Origin of the sequence: Malonomonas rubra, assembly GCF_003247215.1 — a bacterium.
Classification (GTDB): Bacteria; Desulfobacterota; Desulfuromonadia; order Desulfuromonadales; family Geopsychrobacteraceae; genus Malonomonas; species Malonomonas rubra_A.
Genome location: NZ_QKAP01000081.1, coordinates 54,128 through 66,904, shown reverse-complemented (window position 1 = coordinate 66,904; position 12,777 = coordinate 54,128). Strand labels below are relative to the sequence as shown.

General features: G+C 51.1%; 17 protein-coding genes and 1 tRNA gene. 12 read left to right on the top strand and 6 right to left on the bottom strand.

Annotated features, from left to right (window positions below):
• Together Q7J88_RS08510 and Q7J88_RS15400 are read left to right on the top strand one after the other, a co-directional pair.
• Positions 1-207: hypothetical protein (locus Q7J88_RS08510; RefSeq protein WP_303721743.1), on the top strand; the 207-nt coding region annotated here is incomplete at its 5' end.
• Positions 204-440, top strand: coding sequence for a helix-turn-helix domain-containing protein (locus tag Q7J88_RS15400; RefSeq protein WP_369681999.1), 237 nt, complete (start codon positions 204-206; stop codon positions 438-440). The genes Q7J88_RS08510 and Q7J88_RS15400, both read left to right, overlap by 4 nt.
• A 273-nt stretch (positions 441-713) precedes the next feature.
• Here Q7J88_RS15400 and Q7J88_RS08505 read toward each other — a convergent pair.
• Positions 714-790 (bottom strand) — tRNA-Arg (locus Q7J88_RS08505).
• Positions 791-882: 92 nt separating this feature from the next.
• Positions 883-1,125 carry a hypothetical protein gene (locus tag Q7J88_RS08500; RefSeq protein WP_303721742.1) on the bottom strand — a complete coding sequence of 81 codons (243 nt, stop codon included), beginning with the start codon at positions 1,123-1,125 and terminating at the stop codon, positions 883-885.
• 129 nt (positions 1,126-1,254) lie between these two features.
• On the opposite strand from Q7J88_RS08500, the gene Q7J88_RS08495 reads away from it, so the two are divergent.
• The 10 genes from Q7J88_RS08495 (at position 1,255) to Q7J88_RS08450 (ending at position 9,530) form a co-directional block, all read left to right on the top strand.
• Positions 1,255-1,515, top strand: coding sequence for a hypothetical protein (locus Q7J88_RS08495; RefSeq protein ID WP_303721741.1), 261 nt, complete (start codon positions 1,255-1,257; stop codon positions 1,513-1,515).
• Positions 1,516-1,787: 272 nt separating this feature from the next.
• Entirely contained in the window at positions 1,788-2,147 is a 360-nt protein-coding gene (locus Q7J88_RS08490; RefSeq protein WP_303721740.1) for a response regulator, read from the top strand.
• A 36-nt stretch (positions 2,148-2,183) separates the two neighbouring features.
• Positions 2,184-3,053 carry a chemotaxis protein CheX gene (locus Q7J88_RS08485; protein ID WP_303721739.1) on the top strand — a complete coding sequence of 290 codons (870 nt, stop codon included), beginning with the start codon at positions 2,184-2,186 and terminating at the stop codon, positions 3,051-3,053.
• Between the two features lie 3 nt (positions 3,054-3,056).
• On the top strand, positions 3,057-3,224 hold the full coding sequence (locus Q7J88_RS08480) for a hypothetical protein (protein WP_303721738.1): 168 nt from the start codon (positions 3,057-3,059) through the stop codon (positions 3,222-3,224).
• Between the two features lie 559 nt (positions 3,225-3,783).
• The gene (locus Q7J88_RS08475; protein ID WP_303721737.1) at positions 3,784-4,299 is read left to right on the top strand and encodes a cytochrome c3 family protein; all 516 of its coding nucleotides are present in this window, start codon (positions 3,784-3,786) and stop codon (positions 4,297-4,299) included.
• 11 nt (positions 4,300-4,310) lie between these two features.
• Complete coding sequence (locus tag Q7J88_RS08470) at positions 4,311-6,488, top strand: molybdopterin-dependent oxidoreductase (RefSeq protein ID WP_303721736.1); 2,178 nt, start codon at positions 4,311-4,313, stop codon at positions 6,486-6,488.
• A gap of 13 nt (positions 6,489-6,501) precedes the next feature.
• A complete protein-coding gene (locus tag Q7J88_RS08465) occupies positions 6,502-7,218 on the top strand; it encodes a 4Fe-4S dicluster domain-containing protein (RefSeq protein ID WP_303721735.1) in 717 nt (238 codons plus the stop codon).
• A complete protein-coding gene (nrfD, locus tag Q7J88_RS08460) occupies positions 7,202-8,569 on the top strand; it encodes an NrfD/PsrC family molybdoenzyme membrane anchor subunit (protein ID WP_303721734.1) in 1,368 nt (455 codons plus the stop codon). The genes Q7J88_RS08465 and nrfD overlap by 17 nt, the downstream gene beginning before the upstream one ends.
• Before the next feature lie 5 nt (positions 8,570-8,574).
• Entirely contained in the window at positions 8,575-9,087 is a 513-nt protein-coding gene (locus Q7J88_RS08455; RefSeq protein WP_303721733.1) for a quinol:electron acceptor oxidoreductase subunit ActD, read from the top strand.
• Positions 9,084-9,530 (top strand): cytochrome c, encoded by a 447-nt coding sequence (locus Q7J88_RS08450; protein ID WP_303721732.1) that lies wholly within the window; start codon positions 9,084-9,086, stop codon positions 9,528-9,530. The genes Q7J88_RS08455 and Q7J88_RS08450 overlap by 4 nt, the downstream gene beginning before the upstream one ends.
• A gap of 135 nt (positions 9,531-9,665) precedes the next feature.
• Here the strand turns inward: Q7J88_RS08450 and Q7J88_RS08445 are convergent, their stop codons facing one another.
• The 4 genes from Q7J88_RS08445 to Q7J88_RS08430 are packed head-to-tail and all read right to left on the bottom strand — an operon-like array spanning position 9,666 to position 12,727.
• Entirely contained in the window at positions 9,666-10,481 is an 816-nt protein-coding gene (locus Q7J88_RS08445; protein ID WP_303721730.1) for a multiheme c-type cytochrome, read from the bottom strand.
• Positions 10,478-11,572 carry a cytochrome bc complex cytochrome b subunit gene (locus tag Q7J88_RS08440; protein WP_303721729.1) on the bottom strand — a complete coding sequence of 365 codons (1,095 nt, stop codon included), beginning with the start codon at positions 11,570-11,572 and terminating at the stop codon, positions 10,478-10,480. Before Q7J88_RS08440 ends, Q7J88_RS08445 begins: the two co-directional genes overlap by 4 nt.
• A gap of 9 nt (positions 11,573-11,581) precedes the next feature.
• Positions 11,582-12,016 carry a ubiquinol-cytochrome c reductase iron-sulfur subunit gene (locus Q7J88_RS08435; RefSeq protein WP_303721727.1) on the bottom strand — a complete coding sequence of 145 codons (435 nt, stop codon included), beginning with the start codon at positions 12,014-12,016 and terminating at the stop codon, positions 11,582-11,584.
• Between the two features lie 33 nt (positions 12,017-12,049).
• Positions 12,050-12,727 (bottom strand): DUF1573 domain-containing protein, encoded by a 678-nt coding sequence (locus Q7J88_RS08430; protein WP_303721726.1) that lies wholly within the window; start codon positions 12,725-12,727, stop codon positions 12,050-12,052.
• Between the last annotated feature and the right edge of the window lie 50 nt (positions 12,728-12,777).

The following is a 12,777-nucleotide window of genomic DNA, read 5'->3' as shown; positions in this document are numbered from 1 at the left end:
CGCAGTCGTTCTGCCAATTCTTCCGTTGTCATGTACGTTTGTTTTTCCATTTTTAGCTCCTTTCTTGTAATTTATGGGCAATATACCACCATCGTCTGTGCTCGTCAAGCACAAATGTGCTCACAAAAAACACCTGTGCGCCTTGATGACAACTCTCGTTCTTTTTGGTACATTCCTGCTACCTGGGAGGCTCGGCAAAAAAGATGATTCGTTTTCACCTGAAAAAATTAATATCTGACTGGGAATATGACAAAGGAAGGCATTTATCTATTACAGAACTGTCAAAGGAGACAGGAGTTAATAGATCGTCATTATCGCGAATAGCATCTCAGAAGGGATACAACACAACAACCGACAACCTAAATCGAATATGTTTGTTTTTCGGTTGTAAGATTGAAGATCTAGTTGAAGTTATCCCTGAGGATGAAGAGGGGTCGTGAAAGAAGGCAGAAGTCAAAAACGGCTATTTTGAGCCAAGAAAAAGAAATGAAAAATCTTGGCACAAAAATTAATACGCGCAATGCTTCAACTTGGTTGGTGTTATTTTCTTATTTTAGGCAAAGGTCATTTTTAGACTGACCTTTGCCCCAAGAAAATCCCGACTTTTCTGTAGGCAGAAGTCAAAAACGTCACATGACTGTCACAGGATCGTCACAAAAACGTCACAAACGAAAAAAAGGCCAGCGAAAAACTCGCTAACCGCCTGATATTATTGGCACGCCCGAGAGGATTCGAACCTCTGACCTCTGCCTCCGGAGGGCAGCGCTCTATCCAGCTGAGCTACGGGCGCATAGGGCTGTACTATATACTCTAATAACGGGTACAATGCAACTTTAAATAAAGAGGATTTTTACGTACCGGTTTTTTGTTCTGCTGCTGTTTTTAACCTTGGCCAAACCTATCTTCGCTCAGGAATCTCACCACGTCATCAAGGTTGCCGAGGGGGGTTACGCTGCAATCGCCGAACCCAGGGGTGCAGCGACGTCCAACACAATGATCGTCGACCTCGGTACGCAGATCGTACTTTGCGGCGCTCATTTCACCCACAAATCGATCAAGACCTGATTGCAGTTGCAGCGAGATCAGTCCCAGACCGATCAGGGCCTTTGAGCTGCCCACCTTCATCCGGGCTATACTCCCGTCGACTTCGACTATCCTAAAAATACTAATGTCGCAATTGAATATTGAAACCCGATTGATTCTGAAGCAGGAAGCGCGGGAGTTGAAAGACCCGTTACTTCTTTCAAGTCGGAGATGACATTCGAGGGAACCGAGCGGACATTTGTTCTAAGCGATATCGGTCTGGCTCACAGCCAGAGCGACCTGATCGCCTTCATTCCACAAAGCAATATCCTCTTTCCCAGCGACCTGCTCTACTTCAACAGTGCCAGCTTTCTGGGAGCAGGTTCACTGTGTGATTGGGCCAGTATCGTTGGCGGCTTTACGGCATTGAACGCGGAGAAAATCATTCCCGGCATCGGGCCGATCGGTACGCAAAAAGATCTCGAAGTTTGAATTTTATCTCAAGGATTTTTTAACCGAGGTGCTTAGACACATCGAAAAAGGTGACAGCCTTGATCAAACGGTTGAATCCTTCAGCTTACCCAAACATCAAGACCTCATCGGCTATAAGAGCTTCACTCCCGGCAACGTTGAAAGAGTATATTTACAGCTAAAAGAGTAAAGCCAAAAGAAAAACCTCCCCCTAAAATTAGTTTTTTTTTAGCTATGTGGTTTTATAATTATCTGCTAATCTTTAACATAAACCAATGGAACGGAGGCATAGCATGAAACGCGTTCTGGTCGTGGACGACAGCATCGCTGTTGCCCGTCAGCTGGAGAAAATTGTAAATAGCGACGAGGAGTTTGAGGTCGTAGCCCAAGGGCGAAACGGTGCGGAAGCGATCAAACTCTGCCAACAGCACAAACCTGATATTCTCTGCATGGACATGAATATGCCTGTCATGGATGGCTTGACTGCATTGCGCAACCTGATGCAGATAATACCTGATCTTAAAGTGATCATGGTCACTTCGCTGGGTGGTGTCGGTGACAAATATACCGAAGCAATCCGCCTTGGCGCCAAGGACGTTATCTCCAAACCGTTTGAGAAAGACAATGTCCTTGAAATGTTGAAACGCCTATAAGGCCTAATCCAAGGGCTAAAGGGAAAACTTATTGCTATGGCAGTTAAATTCTTTGGGCATTTTCTGGTTGAAAAAGGCCTTGTTTCCCGGAAAGACATATTGCAGGCAATCGACCTGCAGGAAAAAACTAACCTGAAATTCGGCGAAATGGTTGTTGAGATGGGCTTGATGACCGCGGTTGATGTCGACCGCGTCCACCTAGCTCAGCGTAACGAGAATCTGCATTTCGGTGACATGGCGGTCAAGTTGAGAATCATCACCGAAGAGCAGGTCCAGCAGGTGCTGATCCGCCAACGCAACAACCACCTCTATATCGGTGAAGCGCTGATCATGGTCGGAGCCCTCACTGAAAAACAGCTAAAAACCTACCTGAATGCTTTTAAAAAGGATCAGCAATCGTACATTTCCGAAAAAGTGGAAATCAAGGACGAAATTCCTCACAAACCGATCTGGGAGATGGTTGCAGATTTGACTTACAAAATGCTGACGCGGGTTGCCGGGATCTCGTTCTGCCCTGGCCCCTGTAGCATGGTTGAAAAACTTCCGGCCCGCCCGGTCGTTGCTGAGATGCGTTTCTCTGGTGCGGTTAAAGCAAGCTATCTACTTTCGGTTTCCGAAACAACCCGCAACCTGATCGCCAAAGCGATCTTGGATGAAGATTCTGTCGAGGAAGAACCGATCGAAATACTGGACGACTCGGTCAAGGAGTTTGTCAATATCGTTTGTGGCAATATCGCCGCAAAAGCTGCCCAATTGGGACATAATATCGACATCATTCCGCCTGAGATACGCGAAGGGGGTGCCGCAGGGGTTAACATTCCTCCAAACCATTTCGGCCTGATGTTCCCGATTCACCAGTCGGACAGCGAGGGTTTTGAGCTGACAATTTTTATTCCTAAAGGTTAACTGATGCTTAAGCTGCTGGTACTCTACGTTACCACAATCGTTGGAGCTGCGATCGGCTGGAAATGCGGCACCCCGGGCGGGTTGATGGGATCCTATCTGGCCGCGGTGTTTGGCGCTTCAGTCGGGCTCTACATCGGCCGGCGGATTCAACGAAACATGAGTAACGATTGAAAATAAAAAAAGCAGCCTCCAACAAGATGCTGCTTTTTTTATTTTCATATTCTGGATCATGCCACATCCAACCAATCGCAGTCCGACCGTAATGGCCGAGTTCTCCGCAGCAGATAGGCCAAAAATATTCCTCAAGAATCGAAATCCTCCGAGCAACAGATTCGGCTCTGTTTAGCATCGATCACCATTACCGAAACCGATGCGTGACAGACTGATAAACTCTCCACAAAATATGGACTACATTTTTCAGCTTCCATGCAAGCCATTGATTTTTCGGAACCCGTGACTTGTGAGCCGTGAACTGTACGCATGCAATAGCCTTTCGCTTCCATCTTTCTCTCCTCTTACGATCCCTTGGAGCGATCTTGTCTTTATTTCACAACCTATTGTCAGCAACATACTTCCCAATGTTGGTTAGAGAAATGTCAGGACTTGATGAATACTTCTTCGGCTAATCGGATGTGCTCCCATCGATTTGACAGCCATCGGTTGTTTGTTATCCTCAAAACATCCTGTTTTTATTAAAATGCCTTTTGAGATAATTTTCGATGGGATAGAGATGAACCGACTTATTTTCCGGCTCGTACTGTTCGGTGCCTTGATCTTACTCATAGGTGGGATGGGTCTCCTTTATCATTTACCACTGGACACCTTGAATCCCTCCCCTCAGCAACCGATACCATTCAGTCACCAACTGCATGCCGGCAATTATCAAATCGATTGTCGTTACTGTCATCGCCATGTAGAAAGGAGCACTGCTGCAGGCGTTCCGGATGTGGCCCTCTGCCGCTCCTGTCATGAGCACATCGCCACCGAGAGCCCAACCATTAAACAACTGGCAAAATACTGGCAGACCGGCGAAACGATCCCCTGGATTCGTATTCACCAGCTTCCTGATCATGTCTATTTCCCGCACATGATGCATATTCGGGCCAAGGTTGCCTGCAGTTATTGCCATGGCGAAGTCAGCACCATGACGCAAGTGCAGCGGGTCGCCTCGCTTAATATGGGCTGGTGCTTAAACTGTCACCGAGAAAACCAGGCCGGCATCGATTGCTGGACCTGTCATATTTAAAAGGAAGAAGGATGAAACGACGAAGCTTCCTGCAACTCAGCGGAATGTCGTTAGCGTCTAGCATGCTAGCCGGCTGCCGTAAAGGGAATGAAAAGCTGATTCCTTTTTTAGTTCCGCCAGAAGACGGCGCCATCCCCGGCATCGCCAACTATTATGCCAGCACATGTCGCCAATGTCCGGCCGGCTGCGGTGTCTTGGTGCGGGTCCATGAAGGGCGGGCCCAAAAAGTGGAAGGGAATCCCCACCACCCGGTTAATCAGGGAAAACTCTGCGCCCGTGGCCAAGCCATGCTCCAAGAACTGTATCATCCAGATCGAATCAAACAACCACTTAAGAGAACCGGCATCCGCGGCAGCGGCCAGTTCATTCCGATCAGTTGGGACGAGGCTCTCAAGCAGCTGGCTGGCGCGCTTGCTCCTTATCAGCAGAAAGAACAAGAAGGATTGTTGCTGTTCAGTGCCCCGCTTCGAGGGTCCCTGGCAAGGCTGACTGGAGATTTTCTGCAGCATTTCCCAAAGGCACAACATCTTGCCTGGGAACCATTATCCCCGGAATGGTTACAACAGGGACTGTTCGGCAATCCCGGCATCCCTGATTACGATCTGGGAAATACTCAGTATCTGCTAAGCTTCGGCGCCGATTTTCTTGAAAGTCACCTTTCACCGGTGCGTTACGGACATGGCTTTGGCCATATGCGCCAGGAGCGACAAACAGTGCGGGGGCGTTACAGCTATATCGGCCCGCGCCTTTCGCTGACCGCCGCGTCGGCAGACCGCTGGTTGCCGGCCCGGCCCGGGACGGAATGGGCTCTGGCATTTGGGATAATCCGACGTCTACTGCAGGAAAAGAGCTTCGACGCTTCCGCTCTCCAGGCCGCCGGGTTGTCGGTAACTAACGTCACCGAGTTGGTGGCCAATTTCAACGTACAAAGGGTGGCAGAAATAGCCGATATCAGCCCAACTGAGATCCGCGCCACCATCAATGAGGCGGTCAGCATCTCACCAGCTTTGGCTTTAGTCGGCGAAATGACTGCCTGGCAAAGCAACGGCTCGGCCGCCGTCGCAGCGGTCGAGCTACTGAATCTCATGCTCGGAAACATAAATCGACCAGGAGGTCTTTACTTTACACCGGCGACCGACGCTCACATCTCCAGCAACTATGCAGAATTGACCGGGTTGATTGAGCGGATGCAACAAAAGAAGGTGCAGCTGGCTCTGATTTACGGCTGCAATCCGGTCTTCAGCATACCCAGCGACAGCAATTTCTCTGCAGCGCTTGCCAATATCCCGCAAATTATCAGTTTTGCCTCCTTCCTCGACGAAACCAGCCTCCAAGCGGATTTGATTCTCCCCGATCACAGCAATCTGGAAAGCTGGGGCGACATTGTTCCTCCCGCCGGAACCCGTCAGCAGGTTATCGGTCTGATCCAACCAGTGGTCAAGCCGCTACACAATACCCGCGCCTTCCCGGATGTACTGCTGGCGCTGGCAAAAGGGATGGGTGGAAATCTAGCCATGCAGCTGCCGCATGAGTCATATTTGCAATGGCTTGAAGAAGACCTAATCAAGCGAATACCTGACCTTTTCATAGGCGACCGGCGACAACAGATGGACCACTTACTACAACAGGGAGGCTGGTTCGGCCCGGAGCTTGAGCCGATTTCTCCAAAGGCTCTTAAACGGCCCGAGAGGGTTGTTTCCCCAGAGTTTTCCGGTGCACAGGAGCAGTACCCTCTGCAATTACAGGTCTATGCCTCGGTAAATTTCTACGACGGACGCAGCAGCCATCTCCCCTGGTTACAGCAGTTGCCAGATCCGATGACCACCGTGGTTTGGGGGAATTGGCTGGAAATTAATCCGCAGACCGCCCGCAAACTAGGGGTTAATCAAGGAGATCTAGTCGAAGTGAGTTCTCCCGCTGGAAAACTCACGTTGCCAGCCGTTCTTTATCCCGGCCTGCGCCCGGAAGTGGTTGCCTGCCCGATAGGCCAAGGGCATCAGGGTTTGGGGCGTTATGCTGACAGACGAGGGGAAAACCCCTTGAAGTTGATCAAGGAAACCGAGGCTTCGAAACAACGATTGACCTGGGGAGGAACTCGGGTACAGGTCCGCCGTTTAGCTGCCAGCAGCGGCTTGGTGACAGCCGGTCATGCAGAAGGTAGTTACCATCGTGACCTGCTCGGGCTCTAAAGGAAGCTTAAGCATGAATATTGAAACAAGTGAATTTCACTGGGGAATGGTTATCGATCTGGATCGCTGTACCGGTTGTGGTGCCTGTGTCACAGCCTGCCAAGCGGAAAACAACATCCCTATCTCCGAACAGGACGGTATCGCCAACGGGCGCAACCTGCACTGGATTCGCATCGAGCGTTACTGGGAGGGAGAATTTCCCCATGTTCGAGCAAGATTCCTGCCGATGCTCTGCCAGCATTGCGATGACGCACCCTGCGAGCCAGTCTGCCCAGTGTACGCCAGCTATCACAATCCGGAAGGCCTCAACGGCCAAGTTTACAACCGTTGTGTCGGCACCCGCTATTGCGCCAACAACTGTCCCTATGCAGTGCGGGTCTTCAATTTTTTTAATCCTAAATGGCCGAAACCACTTGAGCAGCAGCTCAGCCCTGATGTAACGGTTCGTAGTCGCGGGGTGATGGAGAAATGTTCTTTCTGTATCCAACGGATCCGTCGGGGTAAAGAGCAGGCCAGTCTGGAAAATCGAAAGCTGCTTGACGGCGAAGTGATGCCGGCCTGTGCCCAAACCTGTCCGCCCCAAGCGATCATTTTCGGTGATCTAAACGATCCAGACAGTCGCGTTTCCAAACTGGCCCGCAGTCCAAGACGCTTCCGACTGTTCGAAGACTTGGGCACAGAACCATCGGTAATCTATTTAAAAGGAGGAGGCCATGACCACCCGGGCTAACCGATATGATGCCGTTCGGATGAACCGGGAGATGCTCTCCTCGATGTCGCCACCGACTTGGCGTTGGTACCTGCTTGCCGCGGTCCTGGGTGCCGTCGTGGCCTTTGGTTTATATGCTTTCACCGTGCAGGTCACCACTGGGATGGGAGTCACCGGGATCAATCGTCCGGTAATGTGGGGAATTTACATTATCAGTTTTGTTTTCTGGGTCGGGCTGTCCCATTCCGGCACCATGGTTTCAGCGATTCTTCGTCTTTCCAAGGCAAGCTGGAGGCGGCCTATCCTGCGTGGAGCGGAAGCGATGACAGTCTTTTCCATCTCCGTTGCCGGGCTGTTTCCACTTATTCATTTGGGACGAAATTGGATTTTCTACTACCTGCTCCCCTACCCCAACCAGCGCGGTCTTTGGCCAAACTTCCGTTCGCCTTTGTTATTCGACATGGTGGCAATCAACACCTATATAATTGGAAGTACCATTTTCCTCTACATCGGCCTGCTCCCAGACCTAGCGGTAGTAAGGGATTGTAGCAGCGGCTGGAAAAAAAAGATTTATGCGATCCTGGCCATGGGCTGGCGTGGTAGTGCCGAACAATGGCAGGTTTTCTCCCGCGGCTCTACACTGCTCGCTTGTCTGATCATCCCGGTCGCGGTTTCGGTGCATTCGATCGTCGCCTGGGATTTTGCCGTGACCTTGGTACCGGGCTGGCATAGCACAATCTTCGCACCCTATTTCGTCATCGGCGCTATCACTTCGGGAGTGGCGGCGGTAATCACTTTGATGATTGTTATCCGTAAATTATTTAAACTGGAAGAATTCCTGCAGCCGGTGCATTTTGACAATATGGCCAAGCTGCTCTTGGCTGTGTGCCTACTCTGGAGCTATTTCTATTTTTCCGAAGTTTTCACCACTTGGTATGCCCATAAACCGATCGAGTGGGAGATATTCAGCTTCATGTCCAGTCGCTACGGCATCATGCTGCTGATCATGATGCTCGGCAACACCATCGTACCCATTATTGGTTTATGTTTCCGTCAGGTTCGTCGTTCATTACCCGCGTTGTTGGTTATCACTTTGTTGGTCAATCTAGCAATGTTTATCGAACGCTTCCTGATTGTAGTTCCTTCCCTCTCACACAAGAACATCCCTTTTATCTGGGGCAGCTACACTCCGTCCTGGGTCGAACTGGCGATCATGGTGGCCTCATTTGCTTTGTTTTTCCTGCTCTACACCCTATTCGCCAAGTTCTTCCCTATTTTAGCGATTACCGATGTTCGCGAGCAGGAAGAGGTACTGCTCGGCTCCCAGCAAAATGGTCGCACCCGGCTCGAAACCCTGGTCAAGGAGGAGTGAGACAGATGGAAATTCTTGGGGTCTTCAAGACACTGGATTCCGCCGCCGCGGCCATCGACAAGCTGATAGCCGCCGGGGTGACTGAGGAGCGGATCACTTCGCTGAGCTCAGTCCCCTACCCGGCAGGCGTGCTGATCAAGAAAAAAAGGTTGCCTCGTTTCTATCTCTGGACCCTGGTTTTCGGCGGCGGCGGGGCGGTCCTAGGCTTTTCTCTAGCAGCCGGCACCGCTTGGCTCTACCCACTGCAGACCGGCGACAAGCCAATCATCTCGATCTTTCCGGTGGGGCTCATCACCTACGAACTGATGATGTTGTTTGCTATTATCGGTACTCTGGTCGGCATGTTCTGGGCGATGCGTCTGCCGAAATTCAACCGACAGGCCTACGCTGATGAAATCGGGGACGGCGCCATCGGCGTGCTCGTGACTGCTGAAGATGGCCCCAAAGCAGAGGAGGTTAGGGAGAGCTTGCGGGATTCCGGCGCCGGAAGGATCTGTAACGGGGAGGAAGGCGCATGAGGGTTCACTGGTTTTTGTTGCTTTTGCTGCTGGTTCCCGGCTGCGATGACATGCACGATCAGGTTTCGCTGCAACCACAGGAAGCGCCGCGACTTTCTTCCCCCGCCCAGGCGGTACCCATCTCCGGCAAAGAACGGCTGGCCTTCGGCCAACAGCTGGCCAACCCACAACCGAACAGCAGGGAGTCCCGGCAACGCGGTGCCAGCCTCTACGCCATCAACTGCGAGCTGTGCCACGGCAACAAAGATGCTCATCCCGGCCCCGTCGGCAAGGAACTCAATCCCCCGCCGCCGCAACTGCGCGACAGTCATTTGGCCGCCTACGACGTAGCGACCCTCTACCAACTAATGTCGCTCGGAGTGGGGCGTATGCCACCCTTCCAACAACGCTTAACGCAAACCGAACGCTGGCACCTGGTCAACTATTTACGTAGCAACGATTGACCGAAAAACTACCGATCCGCGAGAAAGCGTTGCGACCGACGAGCGCCAGAAGATATCTTGTTATCGAAAGGAAAAAGCCCTGGCCGACGAGACCAGGGCTGCTAAAGATCAGAAAGATCCATCCAACGCCAACCATCACCTTTTGGCGTCCTCTTCCTTCTGGTAGGTGTTACGAATCAGAAAAGCTATGATGCTGGCCAGAAAAAGTAACCCGGCAACTACTCCGCCGATTAGTTTACGTTGACTTAGCTCGTCGTGTACAGCATCGATCTGCTGCTGAATTTCACTGCCACGCTGCTGGAAATTGCTTGTTTCGCTGCGCACCTTATCGACATCAACAGTATGGAAGACGCGGTGGAAATCATTCCGCAGGGAAAAGGTTGCGCCTTCCATCTTTTTTACTGCGATTCCCTGTTTGGCAAGAATTCCCAGGTCAATTTCCAATCCAGCCAACATCCGGTCGGTATCGGAAACTGCAGCCTTTATCTCGTCTGCGCGACCGTATTCATGACAGCGGCTGCAATCCTGATGATTGATGAGATCCGGACTGGCTTTTTTCACTTTGTGATTGTCATGACAAACGACGCATTGAGCCCCCCCCTGATTAATTGCCTGTCCGTGAGCACTGAGCAGATAATCCTCTTTCACACCGATATGACAACGGCCGCAAAATTCCGGTACCGCTTCATATTCCGGCACACCGAGAAAGCCTCGCTCCGGACTCATTGCCATGGCGAAATCAGTCGGATCGCCTCCATGGCAATCATGACAACTAATACCATTCTCGGCATGTATGCTCGTCCGCCATTCCGCCACCGGTGCCCCGAGTCGCCCTTCAAGTCCGCCATGACATTGGAGACAAACCGATTCCTCGGCCGCCGCCTGGGAGGTCAAGAGCAGCAGGACAGTCATAAACACCAGTAGATGTCTAAAACCTCTAACGACCATCATGAGTAATGCCCCCAGATAGAAATAGCCACAAACAACATGATCCCCAGCAGATAACAGGTGACAAAGATCGGTCTACGAACCGGCCTTCGTTCACTGCCGCGATCGAGGAAAGGAAGCAAAGCCAACACTGTCATTATCGCCCCTTGCGCCATCAGGCCAAGAAACTCACTTGGGAAAATTTTCAAGGTCTGATAGGCCCAGAGGAAATACCATTCTGGCTTGATATGTTCGGGCGTTGTAAAGGGATCGGCCGGTTCGAAAGCAGACGGTGGGATAAACAGACCCGGAGCAAAAAAGACCAACAGCACCAGCGCACCAAGGAAAAAAGAGATTACGGCGACATCCTTGATCGCATAGTTCGGAAAGAAAGGAATGCCGCCAGGATGCGCTTCGTGCTCGAAGTATCCCTTGACCTCTGCCGGCCGATAACCGTCTCCAAAGGGTGGCCGCGAAATGCCGATCCGCCTCACACAAAAAAGATGAAATCCGATTAACGCCGCCAACCCGGCTGGCAGCACCATAACATGCAAAGCGAAAAAACGGCCCAGAGTGGCATCACCAACCATTGCCCCACCGCGTAAGAAACGGACCAGCGCGTCTCCAATTACCGGTACGGCGCCAGCAGCCTCGGTCGCCACAGTGGTTGCCCAAAAGGACAGCTGGCTCCAAGGCAGCAAATAGCCTGTCAGGCAGAGGGCGAAAGCCAGATTAAACAGGATAAAACCGGAAACCCAGGTCAACTCACGTGGTTTTTTATAACTACCCATAAACAAAACCGAAAGCATATGCAACAGCAAAGCGATGACGATGACATTGGAACCGACAGCGTGCAGATAACGGATCAACCAGCCGTAAGGAATCTCGTTCATAATCCGCTCGACGCTTTGATAGGCTTCAACAGGATCGGTGACATAATAAACCAGAAGCAAAATGCCGGTGACGAATTGCAGGACAAACAGAGTGAGCAGAACCGCGCCCAATGTGTACCAGATATTGACATTTCGGGGCAGGAGATATTTAGTAAGATTCTGCTCCAGAATATCATTGATGCCGAGCCGCACTTCAAAAAACGCGTAGAGACGCTTTAACATGGCATCCCCCTATCCGACCAAAACCTGATCATCGACTAATGATACCAGCAGAGTCTCTAATGGCTTCGGGGGCGGGCCGCCCAACACCTTTCCTTCTGCGGAAAAACGGCCACCATGGCAAGGGCAAAGAAACTGTTGAGCGTCGGCAACCCATTTAACAATACAACCTAGATGAGTGCAAACAGCACTGAGCGCCGTAAACTCCCCTGCCTTAGGCTGCAGCAGTACCGCAGGGCGTCCCTGATAAGAGAAAAAGTGCGCGCCGCCAACGCTAACCTTAGCCCGGGGGATTCGCACGACCTGCTCACCTTCTCCTTTTGCGATTGGCGAAAGATACCGGAACATCGGCCAAGCCAAAACACTGGCGACAACTGCCCCGATCCCTCCCAAGATAATTCCGAGAAACGTTCTACGCTCATTGGTGTTGTCCACTGGTTCACTCATTGCCACTCCTCAGAAAGAATAAAATTGCGCGTCCTATTTCCCCAGACGTGCTGAAACCGGAATCCTGATTTGCGGAGCCTTCGGATAATCGGTAGCAATAATCACATAACCGCTAAGCCTTTTTTTCCCCTCCGGGAAACTCCCTTCGATTTTTAACTCAACCTCTTTCCCCGGCATAAGTACGCTACCACTCAGGGTACCACTCAAAGAGGTTGTAGTTGCCGAGGTTCCAAGCAGATTGATCGAATTCTTCCCTAAATTCTTCAGGATAACTTTCGCTATCAGTGGTTCGTCCGCTTTAACTTGGCCCCAGGAAATCCGATCCGGCTCAGACAATAATTCAACTTTGACGTTTCCAGTGAGACCGAAGGAGACCCGTGGATGTAGAGGGTCGTTGGTTTCCATGGTTATGGTTTTATGAATCGTCCCTTTGAAACGACCGGAATCGAAAGTGGTTCGCAACTCCCCCATATCCCCCGGAGCAATCCGGGTTGCTGACAGCAAGGCTGCGGTACAGCCACAGGAAGTCCGGACATTACTGACCTGCAGGACCTCATCTCCAGCGTTTCTGAAACGAAATACGTATTCGACCTTCTCGCCTTGCATCAAGTCACCAAAATTGTAATCACTCTTTTCAATCACCAACTGCGGAGCGGCCCAAGCAAGAGAGGAATAACCAAACAACAAAAGCAAAATCAACAACCGAAACATAACGCAATCCTTTCCAATAAAGTCATCATCCTAACAGCTTTGAATCATAG